Source organism: Duganella sp. CF517 (genome assembly GCF_900110275.1).
Classification (GTDB): domain Bacteria; phylum Pseudomonadota; class Gammaproteobacteria; order Burkholderiales; family Burkholderiaceae_D; genus Rugamonas.
In genome coordinates this window covers 202087-220084 of record NZ_FODC01000004.1, presented here as the reverse complement: position 1 = coordinate 220084, position 17998 = coordinate 202087, and the positions used below count along the sequence as shown (strand labels likewise).

Below are 17998 nucleotides of genomic sequence, written 5' to 3'. Positions count from 1 at the left end.
CGATTACAGGGAAGCGCGCAGCATCAGGCCGACGCTGCGCGGTTCGCCGTAGTAGTTGCCGCGCGTCAGAGAGCCCAGCATCGAATAATAACGACGGTCGAACAGGTTGTTGAGGTTTAGCTGCGCCGTCCATTTGTCGTTGATGCGGTAAGCCGCGTTCATGTCCCAGACGGCGCGGCCGCCCTCGCCCATCGTCACGGCCGTGTTGTCCGACGCCGGGAAGGCATAGCCGCTTTGCGCCGAGACGGCGCCGCCCACGGTCAGCGCCTTGAACCGGCCGGGCAGGCGATAGCTGGTGGATGCGCGCAGCAGATGATGCGGCGTCTCGGAGCTGATGCTGGCGCCGGCGTCGTCGCGGCTGGTAACGTAGGTGTAGCCGGCCGATACCTGCCAGCCCGGCGCCAGTTCGCCGCTCGCCTCCAGCTCCACGCCCTTGCTGCGCAGGGTGCTGCCGTTGCGGTAACAGTCGCTGGTCGACAGCGAGCCGGGACACATGCCCAGATTGGCCTCGTCGAGCACCGCCAGATCGTCCTTGCGGATCTTGAACACCGCCAGCGACAGATTCAACCGCCCGTCATACAGCTCGCCCTTGACGCCCGCCTCGTAGTTGGCGCCCACGGCTGGCTTCAACGGCGTGCCGTCCGCGCTCAGGAAAGTGCTTTGCACCTGGAACGTGTCGGCATAGCTGGTGTAGAGCGACCATTGCGCATTCAAGTCGTACACCAGGCCCGCATACGGCGTGAACTCGTGGTCTTGCCGGTAGTCGGCCAGCTTGGCGCCGGTCAGCCGGTTGACCTGCAAATAATCCTGCCAGCTCACGCGCGCGCCGAGCAACAGGTGCAATGGTTCGGCCAGTTCCAGCCGCGCGCTGGCATACACGCCGTAGCGCTGGTCGCGCGTATCGGCATCGACCGTCCATGCCGGGCGCACCGGCTCGGCCACGGCCGCGTGGTTGACGTTGAAGATATTGACCGGGATGTTGGTTCGTATATCGGCGGTCTTGTTGTTCTGCTCCTGCTTGGACCAGTTGGCGCCCACCGCCACCTGGTGCCGGCCACCCAGCGCGTCGAAGCCGCCGGTCACGCTGGCGTCCACGCCATAGCTGGTCACGTCCAGATTCTTGAAATACAGGTCGTACAGCGTGGCGCCGCGCAGGGTGGCCCGGTTCACCGCGCCGCGCGTGATGCCGACCTTCTGCTCGAAACCGCCATCGTTGTAGTTGGCGGCCAGGCGCGCCTTCCAGCCGGCGCCGAAACGGTGCTCAAGCTCCGCAAAGACGTCGTTGAAGGTGGCGTCGTGCTGGTTCCAATCCTGCGCCATCGACGTCGAGCGCCGCACATCGAGCGCACCGCCGTCGCTGTAGCGCGACAGGCCGAAAACGGTGTAGCCGTCGACGGTGTTCTCCTGGCGGCGCGCGCCCATGGTCAAGGTGGTGTCGCGGCCCAGATCGGCCTCGATCACGCCGTAAAGCAGCGGCTCGCGCGAGCGCGTCACATCCTGGAAGGCATGCTTGTCCTGGTAGGCCACCACCACCCTGCCGCGCAAGCTGCCGGCGGCGTTGAGCGGCGCGCCGGCGTCGACTTCGGTGCGGTAGTTGTCCCACGAACCCGCGCTGAGGTTGACGTCGACATGCGCCTCCTTGCGCGGACGCTTGCGCACCAGATTCACCGCGCCGCTCGGATCGCCGGCGCCGACAATCAGGCCGGCGGCGCCGCGCAGCACTTCCACGCGGTCGTAGATCGCCATATCGGTCGGCATCCAGCCGGTGGGGTCGAACACCGTGCCGGCCACGCCGTCGACCAGGTAGGTGTCCATCGCGAAGCCCCGGATGGTGAAGGTGTGCGAACCGAAATTGCGCTGCGAACGGGTGGCGCCCGTCGCTTGCGCCATCACCTCGTCGAGGGTCACCAGGTTTTTGTCGTCCATGAACTGGCGCGTAATCACGCTGACCGATTGCGGCGTGTCGCGGATCGACTGCTCCATCTTGCCGATGGTGGTCGCGCGGCCGGTGTAGGAGCCGGAGTTTTCGGTCGTCGCGCCCTGCGTCTGCGCCACCACATGCACCATCGGCAGCGCGGCGGCGCTGTCGACCTGCGCCGCCGACGGTCCCGACACGGCGATCACGTAACCGCCGTTGGCCTGACGCGTGGCGGCCAGTCCGGTCCCTTTCAACAGCGCCGCCAGCCCTGACGCAGACGTATGAACGCCGCGCACGCCCGGGCTTTGCATGTCCCGGGTCGCCTGCGTCGAAAACGACAGCATGATGCCGGCCTCGCGGCCGAAGCGGTTCAGGGTGGCGGCCAGCGGGCCGGCGGGGATGCTGAAGTTGCGCAGGCTGTCGGCCTCCTCGGCGTTGGCGTGACTGGTCACCATGGCCAACGGGGCGGCGGCGATCAAGCCGACCGCCAACCCATGCAGCGCGTGGCTGATGGCGCAGGCGATGGCGCGGCGGCGGGTCCGCTCAAGCAAAGGGAGTGAATTCTGGTGCATGTCTGGATTCCTGGATGGCGGGGATAAAAAAGCTTCTTATCCCCATTGCCCCGCGAGAAACCGAAACAGCTCAACTATTTTTGAATTATTTTTTCAGGCCGACGCTGACCCAGTAGCGGGTGTAGCGGTCGACCTTGACCGGCAGCGTGGTTTGCAGGGTGTCGAGCACCTTGTCGGAGTCCGCGAGCGGATAGGTTCCGCTGACGGTCAGCCGCGCCGCCGAAGGCGCGCAGCGTAAATGACCGGGACGATAGCGGTTCAACGCGGCCAGGAATTCCGGCAGCGGCATGTCCTGCGCCACCAGCATGCCATCGATCCAGGCCGCGATGGCGTCGTCCACCGCCGCGACAGGACCGACGCCGGCACTGGTGAAGCCGGCCTGCCGGCCCGCGCCCAGCCTGACGGCGGCGCCGCCGCCCGCCGGGCGGATCTCCACCGCGCCGGCCAACACCGACACCACGCTGCGCCCGTCCAGCCGGCGCACCTGGAAGTGGGTGCCGAGCGCGCGCGCGGAGCCTTCGGCCGTGTCGACCGAAAAAGGGCGCGCCGCAACACCTTCGAACGCGGGTTCGTGCGCGGTGGTGACCAGGATTTCCCCGCGCAGCAGCTGCAGCATGCGCGCGCTGGCGGTATAACGAATATTGAGCGCCGTGTCGGCGTTCATGCGCACCCGCGTGCCGTCGTCCAGCATCAGCACCGCGCGTTCGCCAACCCGGGTGCGGTGGTCGGCCGACCATTCGCGCCATGGCGCCTCCTCCCCGGCCAGCCAGGCGGCGCCACCGACGCCCATCAGCATCGCCAGCGTTTTGAGCGCTGTACGGCGCTGCTCCGACCGCGCCCCGTCCAGGGTGGCGTGGGCGATGTCCGGTTGCAGGCTTTGCAGCTTGTCGCCAAACGCCTCCACGCGCGCCCATGCCTGCGCATGCGCGGGATCGGCATCGTGCCACAGGCGCCAGCGCCGACGCAGGTCGTCGTCGGCCAGCTCCGACTGCAGTTCCACCAGCCAGTCCACGGCTTGCGCCCGCACGTCGGAGGGAATCGGGGGTGTCGTCATGTCAGTCGCCGAAACAGCAGTGCAGCATGGCCTTGGCGATGTGGCGCTTGACGGTGGCCAGCGAGATGCCCAGCCGCGCGGCGATGTCGGCCTGCGCCATGCCATCGAGCTGCGACAGCAGGAACGCCTCGCGCACCAGCGGCGCCAGGTTGCTCAGCAAAGCGTCGATTTCGACCAGCGTCTCGAGCATGATCGCGCGCGTCTCCGGCGACATCGCATGCTGCTCCGGCCAGGCGGCCAGCGCCTGCTCGTAAGCCAGTTCGATGTCGCGGCGCCGGTAGAAATTGGCCACCATGCCCTGCGCGATCGTGGTGAGCATCGCGCGCGGCTCGCGGATCGCCATCTCCCGGGCCAGCACGCGCACGAAGGTATCCTGGGCGATGTCGGCCGCATCCGACGCATTGCCCAGCCTTTTGCGCAGCCAGCACTCAAGCCAGCCGTGGTGGGCGTCGTAGATCGATTTGACCTGTTCGGAATGGAGGGATGCGGCCAACATTAGACATTATGAATGAGAATTATTCTCAATAATAGCCTAACTTTCATCCTGCGCGCAAGAATACATCGCTTGCGTTGACGATTTGGGGTTGAGACCTTCGCTTACAGCTGGATATCCATCAGCACATCGTCGTATGGCACGCCGTCGACGATCAACGCGCAATGTTCACGTCCATAGACCTTGAAGCCGATCGACTCGTACAACGTGATGGCGGCGGCATTACCGACGGTGACGGCCAAGGTGACCTTGGTCACGCCCTCCATGGTCGAGATGAATTCCATCGCGTGTTCCATCAACTGGCGGCCGACGCCGGTGCCGCGATAGGCGACATCGACCTGCATGCCGCGAATGTAGGCCTTGTGACGCAGCTTGATCTGCGATTCGCGGCCGACGCCGACCATGCCGACCAGGCGGTCGCCGTCGAAAGCGCCGAAACGGTTGCGGCCAGCCTCGGATTCGAAGTATGCCTCGGTCACGGGGATCGGTGTATTGCACTCCTCTTCATAGCTGGATGTGAAAGCGGTTGGGGTTTCACGAAGGCCGGAAAGGCGCAATGACTGGAAAGCTGCGGCGTCTGCGGGAGTTAATCGGCGTATGAGGATAGGCATAATAAGAGAAAGATAAAAAAGTGGAATCGAACGATGCATAAATTATCATTTACCTCACTACCAATAGCAAGCGAATAGGGGCGCGCGGATGAAACTTAACCCGCATATGCTAATTAAGATCGTTCGTATGACATTTATGACAGGCCTTGTGCCGCTTGTGCGTGCGGATTGTGGCGGGACCGGGGCGATATAACGCCCGGCGCTACCAAGGCGGCGGCGGCGGATTCAGGCTTGCCGCGCCAGCCGGATGCCGGTGAACTGCCAGCGGGCGCCGGCCGGGAAGAAGTTGCGGTAGCTGGCGCGCGCGTGCCCGGCGGGCGTGGCGCACGACGAGCCGCGCAGCACATACTGGTTCAGCATGAACTTACCGTTGTATTCGCCCAGCGCGCCCGGCGCGGTCTGGTAGCCCGGGTACGGCGAGTAGCTGCTGCTGGTCCACTGCCAGCAATGGCCGAACATTTGCAGCAGCCCCGCAGCGCCAAGCATGGCGACGCCGGCGCCGGCGGGATGCAGCTCGCCGGTTTCGACGGCCGCACCGGCGGCGGCGACTTCCCACTCCGCCTCGGTGGGCAGGCGCGCGCCGGCCCAATGGGCATAGGCGTCCGCCTCGAACAGCGAAAGATGCGTCACCGGCAGGTTCGGGTCCAGCGGCTGCGCGCCGCGCAGCGTGAATTCGCGCCAGTTGCCGTTGTCGTCCTGCTGCCAGTAGATCGGGCACTTCAGATTCTGGCTGCGCACCCAATCCCAGCCCTCGGCCAGCCACAGCGCCGCGTTGAAGTAGCCGCCGGCGGCGATGAACGCCTGGTACTCGCCATTGGTCACGAGGCGGGACGCCAGCTGGAACGGCGCCACATACTGCTTGTGGCGCGGCAGCTCGTTATCGAAGCAAAAGCCGGCGCCGTCGTAGCCGATCTCGGTCAGGCCGCCGTCGACGTCCACCCATGACACTGGCGGCGCCACCGGCGCCGGCGGCATGGCCGCCTCCATATACGCGGGCAGCAAGGCGCTTTGCGCCAACAGGTGTTTGACGTCGGTCAGCATCAGTTCCTGGTGCTGCTGCTCGTGCTCGAGCCCCAGCGTGATCAGCATCTCGAGCTGTCCGCGCTGCGATTCATCGAGTTCGCAGGCCTCGCCACCCAACAAGCGCGCCACGCGCGCGTCGACATTGGAGCGGTAGGCGCGCACCTGCGCCATCGCCGGCCGCGTCAACAGGCCGCGCTGGGCGCGCGGATGCTTTTCGCCGACGCCGTTGTAGTAGGAGTTGAACAGCACCCTGAACGCCGGATGGAAAGGCTGGAAGCCCGGCTCCATGCGTTCGAGGATAAAGGTCTCGAAGAACCACGTGGTGTGCGCCAGATGCCACTTGATCGGACTGGCGTCCGGCATCGACTGCGCGCCGCAATCCTCGTCGGTCAACGGTTCGGCCAGCAGCAGCGAACGCTGACGCACGGTGTAATAGCGGGCGCCGAGTTGGGCGAAAGGTGGCTGCTGTGGCAAACGCATGTCCATATCGTGTCGCTTCCTGTCAGTTGCGGATGACGCGGGCGTGGATGACGGCGAACCAGCCCGCCGGATCGGTCCAGACCCGGTTGGTGGCGAACCCGGATTGCTCCAGCAGGCCGACGAACGACTGCCGCGTGTATTTATAACTGTCTTCGGTGTGTATGCGCTCGCCCTGCGCGAAGCGGCGCTCGCCGCCCTGCCAGCGCACTGTCAACGCGCTGCGCGCCTCCAGGTGCATCTCGATGCGGCTTTCCTCCTGGTTAAAGAAAGCCAGGTGCCGCCACTGGCGCACGTCGAAGTCGGCGCCAAGCAAATGGTTCACGTGCCGCAGCATGTTCAGGTTGAAGGCCGCCGTCACGCCGATCGCGTCGTCGTACGCCGCGTCCAGCACCGCGCCGTCCTTGATCAGGTCCACGCCGATCAGCAGGCCGCCGTCCTCGCCGGCGTTGGCGTGCAGGCCGCGCAGGAACACCTTGGCCTGTTCCGGCGAAAAATTACCGATCGACGAGCCGGGGTAGAAAAACAGGCGGCGCCGATGGCGCACGCTGTCGGGCAACGAAAAGCCGCTGGAAAAGTCGAGTCCCAGCGGCGTCATGTCGATGTGGGGGAAGCGCTGTTGCAGGCGCGAGACGGCATCGAGCAGGAAGTCGCGCGAGATATCGACCGGCACATACTGCGCCGGTTGCAGCAGCGGGAACAGGGCGGCGGCCTTGGCGCAATTGCCCGCGCCCAGATCGATCAGCGAGGTGCCGGTGCCGATGTCGCGCGCCATGTCCGCGCCGTGCGCGGCGAAAATGCCGGCCTCGGTGCGGGTGGGATAGTATTCCGGCAGTTCGCAAATGGCCTCGAACAGCTTGGAACCGAGGCCGTCGTACAGGTATTTGGGCGACGTGTGCGCGTTGGGAGCCAGCAGACCGGCGCTGATTTCGGCAACGACCGCAGCGCTGCCGTGAGGGCGGGACATTTGCATGGTGACTCTGCCTTTGACTGAAGGTGCGTGTCCCGCCAGCGGTCTCCCCCTGCCGTAGACAAACTTTTTGTTATGATAGCTGAATATCCATTTTGAAGTGCCGCGTGGCCGATGACCGTGCGGTTTTTCACTTTCGGCCGAGTTACATTCATATAAATAGAAGCATAAATCCTTCACATAGGGCACCGACGATGAAATTTTCCCCGATGAACACGCTCAAATCCCTGCTGGCCGCCGGCTTGCTGCTGGCCGCCGCCCATTCCCAGGCGCAATCGGCCGACCGCGTGCTGCGCGTGTCCGCCATCCCGGACGAGGCGCCGACGGAGCTGCAACGCAAGTTCAAGCCGCTGGGCGAATACCTGGAGAAAAAGACCGGCCTGAAGGTCGAATTCACCCCGGTCACCGATTACGCGGCGTCGGTCGAAGCGCTGATCAACAAGAAAGTGGACATGGTCTGGTTCGGCGGCTTCACCTTCGTGCAGGCCAAGGACCGCAGCAAAAACCAGATCACGCCGCTGGTGCAGCGCGCCGAAGACGAAAAATTCCGCTCGGTGTTCATCACCACCAACAAGGACATCAACAAGCTGGAAGACCTGAAAGGCCGCACCTTGAGCTTCGGTTCGGAGTCGTCGACCTCCGGCCACCTGATGCCGCGCTCCTACCTGCTGGCGGCGAAGATCGATCCGGACAGCGATCTGAAACGCATCGCCTTCTCCGGCGCGCATGACGCCACCGTCGCCGCTGTCGCCGGCGGCAAGGTCGATGCCGGCGCGCTGAACATCTCGGTATGGGAAAAACTGGTCGCCGAGAAGAAGGTCGATCCGGCCGTGGTGCGCGTGTTCTACACCACCCCTGGCTACTTCGACTACAACTGGAGCGTGCGCACCGACATGAGCGCGGACCTGAAGAAGAAGATCACCGACGCCTTCCTGGCACTCGATCCGAAGAACCCGCAGGACAAGATCATCATGGATCTGCAGCGCGCCTCGAAGTTCATCCCGACCAAGGCCGAGAACTACACCGCCATCGAAGCCGCCGCCCAAAACGCCGGCCTGCTGAAGAAGTAAGGTTTAAAAGTACGTCATGCCGACCTACCAATTGCGGAACCTGACGGTGCGCCACCTCGGCGCGCCGGCTTCGGCTTCCGCCGCTCCCGCCCTGCAAGCGATCTCGCTGACCGTTCAACAGGGCGAGCAACTGGCGCTGATCGGCCCCTCCGGCGCCGGCAAGACGACTTTGCTGGCCACCTTGGCGTGCGCCCAGCGGCCGGCCGAAGGCGGTTTTAGAGCCTTCGGCATCGATCCATGGGCGCTGCGCGAATCGGCGCGCCACCGCCTGCGCGCGCATCTGTTCCTGGCGCCGCAAACCCCGCCGCTGCCGCCGCGCCAGCGCGTGGTGACGGCGGTGCTGGCCGCGCGCCTGCCGCAATGGAGCGTGTGGCGCGCCCTCGTGTCACTCTTCAAACCCGCCGACCCGCAAGCGGCGTGGCAGGCGCTGTCGCGCTTCAATCTGGGCGACAAACTGTATTCGCGCGTCGACCGCCTGTCCGGCGGCGAGCGCCAGCGCTGCGGCCTGGCGCGCCTGCTGCTGTCGCCGGCCAAGGCGCTGCTGGTCGACGAGCCCTTGTCCGCGCTCGATCCGGCGCTGTCCGAACTGACCCTGGCCACGTTGCGCGACGAAGCCGCGGCGCGCGGCGCCACGCTGATTTGCAGCCTGCACCAGGTCGAGCTGGCGCTGCGCCACTTCCCGCGCATCGTCGCGCTGCGCAACGGCCGCATCGAATTCGACCTGCCGCGCGAACAGGTCACGCAACAGATGATCGACGCGCTGTACCAGGGCGAGCAAACCGCCAGCGCGCCGGCCCCCGACCATGAGGCGCTGGCCGTCAAACTGGGCATCGGCGCTTGTCTGTAATGGCTGTTTCTCCACCCGATTTCCCGCCCCATCTGCGCGCCGATCCCGCATGGCGCGGCCGGCTGTTGGCCTGCGCGGCGGCCCTGGTCGTCCTGTGGCCGATGCTGGTCGTCAGCGAATTCAAGCCGTGGATACTGTGGGACTGGCAAAGCCTGTCGGCCACGGGACGCTTCCTGGCCGACTTCCTGGTGCCCGCGCACGGCGCCGAGTTCCTGCGCATGCTGTTGCGCGAAACCTGGCAGACCGTCGCCATCGCCACCGCCGGCCTGACCCTGGCGCTGCTGGGCGCCATCCCGGCCACGCTGATCATCAACGAAAAACTGTCGATCTCCGCGCTGGGCACGGGACGCATGCGCCCGGCGGCCCGGCTGCTGCGCCAGGGCGTGCGCTGGCTGCTGGTGCTGCTGCGCAGCGTGCCGGAGCTGGTGTGGGCGCTGCTGTTCGTGCGCATCATCGGCCTCGGCCCCACCGCCGGCGTGCTGGCCATCGCCCTCACCTACTGCGGCATGCTGGGCAAGGTCTACGCCGAGATCCTGGAATCGTCCGACTCGCACGCCACCGACACCTTGATGGCCAACGGCAGCGGCAGGCTGGGCGCGCTGCTGTATGGCGCGCTGCCGGAATCGGCGTCGGAACTGATGTCGTACACGGTCTACCGCTGGGAGTGCGCGATACGCGGCTCGGTGGTGATGGGCTTTGTCGGCGCCGGCGGACTCGGTCAGCGCATGGATGAATCGATGAAAATGCTGGCCGGCGCCGAGGTGTCGTCGATGCTGCTGGTGTTCGTGGCGCTGGTCGCGCTGGCGGACCTGTTCTCCAAAATCCTGCGCGGGCGGCTCGGATGATCGACGTCAAACCGCGAACCGAGATGCCCGAACCACCGCCCCGCGACTGGACCGTGCTGGCGCTGATGGCGCTGGTGCTGGTGCTGGTGGCGGCCAGCTTCGCCGCCCTGCCGCTCAAGTGGCGCGAGTTCTTCACCGCCGACGCGGTCGACAGCGTGGTCGAACTGCTGGCCGGCTTCGCGCCGCCCAACCTGTCGGCCGGTTTCCTGACCAAGACCGCGTGGGCCACGATCGAAACGATGTCGATGTCGGCGCTGGGCACCTTGCTGGCGGTGGTCGCCGGGCTGGCGTTGTCGCTGCCGGCGTCGGGCCGCTTCGGCCGCGCGCCGCGCGCGGCGGTGCGCGCCGCGCTCAACGTGCTGCGCTCGATCCCGGAGCTGGTGTGGGCCTCGATCCTGCTGATCGCCGCCGGCCTGGGTCCGTTCGCCGGCACGCTGGCGCTGGCCGCGCACACGGCCGGCGTGCTGGGGCGGCTGTTTGCCGATGCGCTGGAAAACGCCGCCCCGCTGCCGGAGCAAAGCCTGCGCACCAATGGCGCCTCCGCCATCAGCGCCTTCTTTTACGCGACCTTGCCGCAAACGCTGCCGCAGATGCTGTCCTATACCTTGTACCGCTGGGAGAACAACATCCGCGCCGCCGCCATCCTCGGCGTGGTGGGCGCCGGCGGTCTGGGGCAGATGCTCAAATACCACCTGTCGCTGTTCCAGATGCAGAAGGCGGCCACCGTCATCATCGCCATGCTGCTGCTGGTGGCGCTGGTCGACGCCATCAGCTTCGCGATGCGCCGCGCGCTCACCCGCTAATCCGCTTCCCTCCAGGACCCCGTCCCCATGCTCGAACTGCGCAACCTGTCCAAATCCTATGCCAGCGGCCGTCCGGTGCTGTCCAACCTCTCGTGGACCTTCAAGGCGGGCGAATTCGTCTCCATCATGGGCGACTCCGGCGTCGGCAAATCGACGCTGCTCAACCTTATCGCCGGCCTCGATACCCCCGATATCGCCGCCAACGCCGCGCCGGGCGAGTCGCCGATCATCGTCGACGGCGTGCCGATGGCGGGCCTCGACGACGACGCCGCCACCAAACTGCGGCGCGCGCGCATGGGGTTCATCTTCCAGGCCTTCCACGTGCTGCCGCATCTGACGCTGCTGCAGAACGTCGCGCTGCCGCTGCTGCTCAACGGCCTGCCCACGGCGCGCGCGGCGGAGATGCTCGACGCCGTCGGCCTGGGCGGGCGCGGCGGCGATTTCCCGCACCAGTTGTCCGGCGGCGAGATGCAGCGCGTGGCGATCGCCCGCGCGCTGGTGCACCGTCCGGCGCTGGTGCTGGCCGACGAGCCGACCGGCAACCTCGATCCCGACACCGCCCACAGCATCCTCACCTTGTTGCGCCGCGAAATAAAATCGACCGGCGCGTGCGCCATCATGGTGACCCACTCGCACACGGCGGCCGAGATGACAGACAAAGTCCTACAACTATCGAAAAGCTGCATACAAGAAACAACAAACGTCAACCCGTTTAAGCAATAAACAAGATAATTCATTTGTTAAACCCAGCAATTTTCCGCGCGAAGTAGTATTATTTAAATTAACTTGCATGGTTATCAAGAATGTTGAGTCGCGCACCACATTCAGATCAAAAGTGTGGGCGCTAGCCTTGCTGGGAAACGTCTTTTTTGACACGTTTGAGCAAAGGAGGAGCAAATCATGAACGTACGGCAAAAAAAGCTGGAACTGATCGAGGCCATGAATCGTGCTCGGGCGCTGGAACCATCCAGCTTCGTCCCGAATAAGTTGCTTGATACCTTGATCGAAAAAATGAACTTAAAAAACGACGCCGAATTGTGCCGAGTTTTGGAAGTGCAGCCTCCCATCATCAGCAAAATCCGACACCGCAAGTTGGCAGTTGGAGCGACGATTTTGCTGCGTATGCATGAAAAGTCAGAGATCAGCATACGGGAATTAAAAGATCTGTCGACCGCTTCAATGCATTGAGCAGCACAGCTGATCTTGCCATGCCAGGCGCCGGTATGCGGTAGCGGCGCCCCCTTAATGCACCAAAGCGTCAGCCCAAACCCCGCTGAACGCCGCATTAAGCCTCCCTCGAGCCTCACCTTGTCCCACCCGACACCAAACCAATCAAAAGAATTCAGGATAGCGCTTTAGCAGTTGCGCCTCGAAGTCATTGACCACCGTGAAATTCGGCACCTTCGGCGCGATGGCGCGTCCGATGTCCCAGCTGCGCCAGGCGCGCGGGCTATCGCCGGTCAACAGCAGCAAATCCCCCAGATCCTTGTAGGCGCCGCCCAATACCGGATTGGCCTCCAGCACCTCGCCAAACAGCCGCAGGCTTTCCTTGCGCTGGCCGAGCCGCAGGCGGTTGTTCGCCTCCAGCAGCTTGAGCACGTAGGCCTTGCGCGGGGCCTGTTTGCGCAGCTCCGCCAGCGTCTTGACCGCGCCTTCGTACTCCTCCTTGTTCTTCGGGCTCACGGCTGCCAGCATCAGAGCGACCGCCGGGTCTTCGCGCATCTTCTCCAGCTGCGCCGGCGTGAACGGCAGCATCGGCTCGCCGGTGGCCAGCACGCACTCGGTCCGGCCCAGCATCGTGTCGAGCAGCTGGTCGTCGCGGTAGTCGGCGGCGGTGTCGCAGGGATGGGCGGCGCGCAGCGCGGCGATCCGCTCCGGCGTCAGCGCCGCCATCCGGTCGAGCATGATATCCAGTTCCCCCGCCAGTCCGCCCACGGCATCGCCCGGCCGCGCAGCGCGCGGCGTGTAGCCTTTCAGATCGTAAGCCGGCGGCCGCGCGCTTTTCACGTCGGCGACGCTGATGCTGACGGTGCGCACGCCCACGCCGGTGTTGACGATGAACGTCAACCGCCCGGGAATGACGCCATCGCCGGCCAGCCTGGCCAGCAGCTGCGGATGCCCCGCCTGCGTATAGCGCAGGAACTGCGCGAAGCGCGCCGCGTCGGCCGCGCCGACCTTGGCGCCGGCCTTGCTCCACGAGGCCAGCTTGCGGCCCTCGCTGGAAAACTCCAGCATGCCGTCGCCGGCGCTTTCGTCGATCTTCACCGCCTCGCCGTCCGCCACCGACAGCTCATGCTCGCGGTCCACCTGGCGGCTCAGCGGCGTATCGATCTTCGCCTTGGCCAGCATGGCGTTGACGTTCTCGCGGTTCTTCAACTCCATCGCGCGGAAGCCGGCGAAGCTGTACAGCGAGTAGTCGACATAGACCTTGTTGACCGTATCGAGCACGCGGTAGCGCCGCGACTTGAAGTCGTAGATCAATTCAACCTTCGGCATCTTGACAGCGGTATAGTCATCGGACAGCGTCACGTCCATCACCTGGCGCGAATCGGCCGGCGGGTTGGTCACCCCTTTGGCGGCTTCGGTGTGCGCCGACGCCGTGACCTGCAAGGTGACGGCGGCGAAGGCGCAGTGGCCGGCCGACAGCGCGGCGCATAGCGAAAGAAGGCGAAGCGGATATCTGGCCATGGGGTTCTCGATGAGGAAATCGTGGGACGCGCTGCGGGCCACGGTAACATGTTGTAGCACACGATACATCGCAAATATAGCAGTTCGTCCGGATTGGCGTACTCTACAGCCTTATGACGATCACCATGCCCATCACGCCCATGCGAATCAGATACCTGGCCGCCTGCGCCGCGCTGCTCCTCCTCGGCGGCTGCGCCACGCCCTTCCAGGCCCCCGCCACCTCGGCGGTCCAGCCACGGCAGCTGGCCGGCGCCTTGAACCGCGTCAGCTGGGGCGTCAACCAGAGCACCTGGCAGCAGGCCGAAAAACTCGGCTACGACAGCTGGCTCGATCGCCAGCTGCATCCCTCGCCGGCGCCGCTGCCGCCTGCCGCGCAGGCGCAGATCGACGCCATGACGATCACCCGAAAGCCGCTGCGGCAATTGATCGAGGAGCTGGACCAGCAACGCAAGGACATCGAAAAAATCACCGTCGACGACGACAAGAAGTCGGCGCAGCAGGCCTACCAGCAGGAGTTGAACCGGGTGGCGAAGGAAGCGGCGGCGCGCTCGCTGCTGCGCGACCTGTACTCGCCCAACCAGCTGCAGGAACAGATGACGTGGTTCTGGATGAACCACTTCAGCGTCCACCAGGGCAAGAGCAACCTGCGCGTGCTGGTCGGCGACTACGAGGACAAGGCGGTGCGCCCGCACGCGCTGGGCAAGTTCCGCGACCTGCTGGCCGCCACCCTGCGCCATCCGGCCATGATCCGCTACCTGGACAACGAACAAAACGCCGCCAACCGCATCAACGAGAACTACGCGCGCGAGTTGATGGAACTGCACACGCTGGGCGTGGACGGCGGCTACAGCCAGCGCGACGTGCAGGAACTGGCGCGCATCCTCACCGGCGTCGGCGTCAACCTGGGCAACGCCGAACCGAAGGTGAAGAAGGAACTGCAGGCGCAGTACCTGCGGCAAGGCCTGTTCGAGTTCAATCCCAACCGCCACGACTACGGCAACAAGGAATTCCTCGGACAGACCGTCAAGGGCCGGGGACTGGCGGAGGTCGACGAGGCGATCGAGCGCCTGACCCGCCACCCTGCCACGGCGCGCTTCATCAGCCGCAAGCTGGCGGTCTACTTCGTCGCCGACGAACCGCCGCCGGCGCTGGTCGGGCGCATGGCCGCGACCTTCGCCGCCAGCGACGGCGACATCGCGGCGGTGCTGCGCACGATGTTCACCTCCGACGAATTCGCGCAGTCGCTGGGCCGCAAGTTCAAGGATCCGGTGCACTACGTGGTCTCCGCCGTGCGCCTGACCTACGACGACAAGGTGATCCTCAACACCGGCCCGATGCTGTCGTGGCTCAACCGCATGGCCGAGCCGCTGTACGGACGCCAGACGCCGGACGGCTATCCGCTCACCGAATCCGGCTGGGCCAGTCCGGGCCAGATGACGACGCGCTTTGAAATCGCCAAGGCGATCGGCTCCGGCAACGCGGGCCTGTTCAAGACCGACGGCCCGCAGCCGACCGAGCGCCCCGCCTTCCCGCAACTGGCCAACGCGCTGTACTATCAAACGCTGCAGCAAACGCTGGGCCAGCCCACGCGCCAGGCGCTCGAACAAGCCACGTCGCCGCAGGAATGGAACACCTTCCTGCTGTCGTCGCCGGAGTTGATGCACCGCTGAAGAGGAGACGCCGATGAAACGCCGCACCCTGCTCCACTCCCTGGCCGCGCTCCCCGTCGCCACGATGGCCGGCAAACTGTGGGCCGCACCGGCCAGCAAGACGCGGCTGCTGTTCGTCTTCATGCGCGGCGGCTACGACGCCGCCAATTTGCTGGTGCCGATCTCCAGCCAGTTCTATTACAAGGCGCGGCCCAACATCGCGGTGCCGAAACCCGGCGACGACCTCAACGCGGCGCTGCCGGTCAACGCCGACTGGGGCCTGCACCCGGCGCTGCGCGAGAGTATCTACCCGCTGTTCACCATCGGCCAGGTGGCGTTCGTGCCGTTCGCCGGCACCGAGGACATCTCGCGCAGCCACTTCGAAACGCAGGACAGCATAGAACTGGGCCAGGCACTCGATGGCACGCGCGACTACCGCTCCGGCTTCCTGAACCGGTTGGCGACGACCTTGAACTCCGATCGTTCCAACATCGGCGCCGGCGCCATCTCGTTCACGGACCAGCTGCCGCTGATCATGCAGGGCGGCGCGCAAGTGCCCAACATGGCGCTGCGTTCGATCGGCAAACCCGGCGTCGACGCCCGCCAGGCGAAGCTGATCGCCTCGATGTATGGCGACACGGCGCTGGCGCGGCAGGTGCGCGACGGCTTCGTGGTGCGCGAGGATGTGATGAAGGAGATGATCGGCGAGATGGACGCGGCCAACCGCAACGCCATCACCGCCAAGGGCTTCGAGCTGGAGGCGCGCCGCATCGCCAGATTGATGAAGGATAAATACAACATCGGCTTCGTCGATGTCGGCGGCTGGGACACCCACGTCGGCCAGGGCGGCGCCACCGGCTATCTGGCCGGCCGCTTCGAGGAACTGGGGCGCGGCCTGGCCGCCTATGCGAAGGAAATGGGGCCGGACTGGAAGGACACGGTGGTGGTGGTGGTCAGCGAATTCGGGCGCACCTTCCGCGAGAACGGCAACCGCGGCACCGACCATGGACACGGCAGCGTGTACTGGGTGCTGGGCGGCGGCATCGCCGGCGGCCGGGTGCGCGGCGAGCAGATACGGCTGGAGCAGAACACATTGTTCCAGAACCGCGACTACCCGGTGCTCAACGAATACCGCGCCATGTTCGGCGGCCTGTTCGCGCGCATGTACGGACTCGATGCCGGTGGGGTGGAGCGCATCTTCGGCACCAAGGGACAGGATCTAGGCTTGATCTGAGCCGTCCGCGGCCTGCGCGCGCAGCCACGCGGTCGCCTCGTCCACCGACAGCGCCGGCGAATACAGATGTCCCTGGAACGCGCCGCAGCCCAGCTGACGCAGGAAGCCGACCTGCTCCGGCCTCTCCACGCCTTCGGCGATGACCCGCAAGCGCAGGCTCCGCGCCAGCTGGATGACGGTACCGGCGACCGCGTTGGCGTCGGCGTTTTCCGGTACACCATGCAAAAAACTCTTATCGAGCTTGATGGTCGTCACCGGTAGTATCCGCAGATAACTGAGCGACGAATAACCGGTGCCGAAATCGTCGAGCGACAGCGGAAAACCGCGCTCGCGCAGACGGAAAATGATATCGCTGCCGCTGCGTTCCAGTTCGATGGCATCGCGCTCGGTCAATTCGAGTTCGACATCCGGCGGCGCCAGCGAGAATTCGGCCAGCACCAGGTCCAGACGGCGTTGGTAATCGGCGTTGCGCAGCTCCTCGGCGCAGGTGTTGACGCACACGCGCAGCTGCGGCAATCCGGCGTCGCGCCATTGCCGCAGCTGCGCGCAGGCCCGCCGCAGCACCCACGCGCCCAGGTCGGGCAGCAGGCCGATTTCCTGCGCCAGTCCGATCACGTAATCGACCGAGTGCCGCGACAACCGGCCCGGCAGGCGCAACAGCGCCTCCATCGCCACCGTGCGGCCGCTGACGGCGTCGACGATGGGCTGGTAGGCCAGCCAGCACTGCTTGCCGTTGATGACGCGCTTCAACTCGCTGTGGTCGGCGTTTTTTCGGTGCGCGATCGCGTCGAGTTCCTGCGTGTAGTAGTGGAAGCAGTTGCGGCCGTCGTTCTTGGCGTGGTACATCGCCAGGTCGGCCTTTTTGAGCAGATGGTCCGGCGTGGTGGCGTCGACCGGACAGACGGCGATGCCGATGCTGGCGCTGATGCGGATGTCGCGCCCGTCGATCAGGAACGGCTGCTGCAGCGACTCGAGCAGCTTTTCCGCCAACGCCCCGCCGGCGGCCGGCGACGGCGCGTACAGCTGCAGCATGGCGAATTCGTCGCCGCCGATGCGCGCGATGAAATCGCTCTCGCGGCTGACCGCGCGGATGCGCTGCGCCACCTGTTGCAACAAGTGGTCGCCGGCGTGGTGGCCCATCAGGTCGTTGACCTCCTTGAACTGGTCGAGATCGATCATCAGCAGCAGCAACAGCTGGCCGGTGCGTCCCGCCAGCGCCACCATCTCGGCGCGGTGGGCGTCGAAGGCGGCGCGGTTGGCCAGGCCGGTCAGCACGTCGATCGACGCCAGCCGGTGGATCTCGTCCTGCGCCAGCTTGCGGTCGGTGACGTCGCGCAGGATCTTGAGGAAGCCGAGGGGCTGGGCCGGGTCGGCCGGGCCGGGAATCGGCGTCAGGATGCCGTCGGCCCAGAACTGCGAGCGGTCCTTGCGCACGTGCCAGCGGTAGTCGGTGGCGCGGCCGCACTCGGCGGCCGTGCGCCGCTCGAACTCCGGGTGGCCCTGCGCGATATCCTCGACGGTGTAGATGGCGTCGATGCTCTTGCCGATGATCTCGTCGGGCGTGAAACCGAACACCAGTTGCGCGCCGATGTTCCAGCTGGTGACCAGCCCGCGCGGATCGACGGTGAAGATCGCGAAGTCGCGCACGTTCAGGTAGATCTGCCGCAGCAGGATGTCGGGAGCGAGCTCGGGCGCCAGGACGGCGGTCAGCGGAGGATTCATGGCGGGCACCCGTCAAAACAAG

16 protein-coding genes are annotated in these 17998 nt (G+C 65.6%); 8 read left to right on the top strand and 8 right to left on the bottom strand.

Going from position 1 to position 17998, the window contains the following annotated elements:
* Positions 1 to 3 precede the first annotated feature (3 nt).
* The 6 genes from BMX85_RS17070 to egtD all read right to left on the bottom strand — a co-directional run bounded on the left by BMX85_RS17070 (position 4) and on the right by egtD (position 7115).
* On the bottom strand, positions 4 to 2490 hold the full coding sequence (locus BMX85_RS17070; RefSeq protein ID WP_090320693.1) for a TonB-dependent siderophore receptor: 2487 nt from the start codon (positions 2488 to 2490) through the stop codon (positions 4 to 6).
* 85 nt (positions 2491 to 2575) lie between these two features.
* A complete protein-coding gene (locus tag BMX85_RS17065) occupies positions 2576 to 3544 on the bottom strand; it encodes a FecR domain-containing protein (protein WP_090320690.1) in 969 nt (322 codons plus the stop codon).
* 1 nt (position 3545) lies between these two features.
* Positions 3546 to 4040: a sigma-70 family RNA polymerase sigma factor gene (locus tag BMX85_RS17060; protein ID WP_090320689.1), complete on the bottom strand. Its 495-nt coding sequence runs from the start codon at positions 4038 to 4040 to the stop codon at positions 3546 to 3548.
* A 101-nt stretch (positions 4041 to 4141) separates the two neighbouring features.
* On the bottom strand, positions 4142 to 4648 hold the full coding sequence (locus BMX85_RS17055) for a GNAT family N-acetyltransferase (RefSeq protein ID WP_090320686.1): 507 nt from the start codon (positions 4646 to 4648) through the stop codon (positions 4142 to 4144).
* Between the two features lie 225 nt (positions 4649 to 4873).
* Positions 4874 to 6157 (bottom strand): ergothioneine biosynthesis protein EgtB, encoded by a 1284-nt coding sequence (egtB, locus tag BMX85_RS17050; RefSeq protein ID WP_090320683.1) that lies wholly within the window; start codon positions 6155 to 6157, stop codon positions 4874 to 4876.
* A 16-nt stretch (positions 6158 to 6173) separates the two neighbouring features.
* Positions 6174 to 7115 (bottom strand): L-histidine N(alpha)-methyltransferase, encoded by a 942-nt coding sequence (egtD, locus tag BMX85_RS17045; RefSeq protein ID WP_373923782.1) that lies wholly within the window; start codon positions 7113 to 7115, stop codon positions 6174 to 6176.
* Positions 7116 to 7312: 197 nt separating this feature from the next.
* Between egtD and BMX85_RS17040 the strand changes: the two genes are divergently transcribed.
* From BMX85_RS17040 to BMX85_RS17015, 6 genes are all read left to right on the top strand, one after another.
* Positions 7313 to 8188 (top strand): putative selenate ABC transporter substrate-binding protein, encoded by an 876-nt coding sequence (locus BMX85_RS17040; RefSeq protein ID WP_090320677.1) that lies wholly within the window; start codon positions 7313 to 7315, stop codon positions 8186 to 8188.
* Between the two features lie 16 nt (positions 8189 to 8204).
* A complete protein-coding gene (locus BMX85_RS17035; RefSeq protein ID WP_090320675.1) occupies positions 8205 to 9035 on the top strand; it encodes a phosphonate ABC transporter ATP-binding protein in 831 nt (276 codons plus the stop codon).
* A complete protein-coding gene (locus tag BMX85_RS17030; RefSeq protein WP_090320671.1) occupies positions 9035 to 9880 on the top strand; it encodes a PhnE/PtxC family ABC transporter permease in 846 nt (281 codons plus the stop codon). Before BMX85_RS17035 ends, BMX85_RS17030 begins: the two co-directional genes overlap by 1 nt.
* 23 nt (positions 9881 to 9903) lie before the next feature.
* Entirely contained in the window at positions 9904 to 10683 is a 780-nt protein-coding gene (gene phnE, locus BMX85_RS17025) for a phosphonate ABC transporter, permease protein PhnE (RefSeq protein WP_229210530.1), read from the top strand.
* Between the two features lie 27 nt (positions 10684 to 10710).
* Positions 10711 to 11406 carry an ABC transporter ATP-binding protein gene (locus tag BMX85_RS17020; protein ID WP_090320666.1) on the top strand — a complete coding sequence of 232 codons (696 nt, stop codon included), beginning with the start codon at positions 10711 to 10713 and terminating at the stop codon, positions 11404 to 11406.
* A 177-nt stretch (positions 11407 to 11583) separates the two neighbouring features.
* On the top strand, positions 11584 to 11871 hold the full coding sequence (locus tag BMX85_RS17015) for a hypothetical protein (RefSeq protein WP_090320664.1): 288 nt from the start codon (positions 11584 to 11586) through the stop codon (positions 11869 to 11871).
* Between the two features lie 144 nt (positions 11872 to 12015).
* Here BMX85_RS17015 and BMX85_RS17010 read toward each other — a convergent pair whose 3' ends face one another.
* Entirely contained in the window at positions 12016 to 13371 is a 1356-nt protein-coding gene (locus BMX85_RS17010; RefSeq protein WP_090320661.1) for a hypothetical protein, read from the bottom strand.
* 140 nt (positions 13372 to 13511) lie between these two features.
* Between BMX85_RS17010 and BMX85_RS17005 the strand changes: the two genes are divergently transcribed.
* On the top strand, positions 13512 to 15041 hold the full coding sequence (locus tag BMX85_RS17005; protein WP_229210529.1) for a DUF1800 domain-containing protein: 1530 nt from the start codon (positions 13512 to 13514) through the stop codon (positions 15039 to 15041).
* 13 nt (positions 15042 to 15054) lie between these two features.
* The gene (locus BMX85_RS17000; RefSeq protein ID WP_090320658.1) at positions 15055 to 16254 is read left to right on the top strand and encodes a DUF1501 domain-containing protein; all 1200 of its coding nucleotides are present in this window, start codon (positions 15055 to 15057) and stop codon (positions 16252 to 16254) included.
* On the opposite strand, the gene BMX85_RS16995 is transcribed toward BMX85_RS17000, so the two are convergent.
* A complete protein-coding gene (locus tag BMX85_RS16995) occupies positions 16240 to 17976 on the bottom strand; it encodes a putative bifunctional diguanylate cyclase/phosphodiesterase (RefSeq protein ID WP_090320655.1) in 1737 nt (578 codons plus the stop codon). The two genes, BMX85_RS17000 and BMX85_RS16995, sit on opposite strands and share 15 nt — an antisense overlap.
* Between the last annotated feature and the right edge of the window lie 22 nt (positions 17977 to 17998).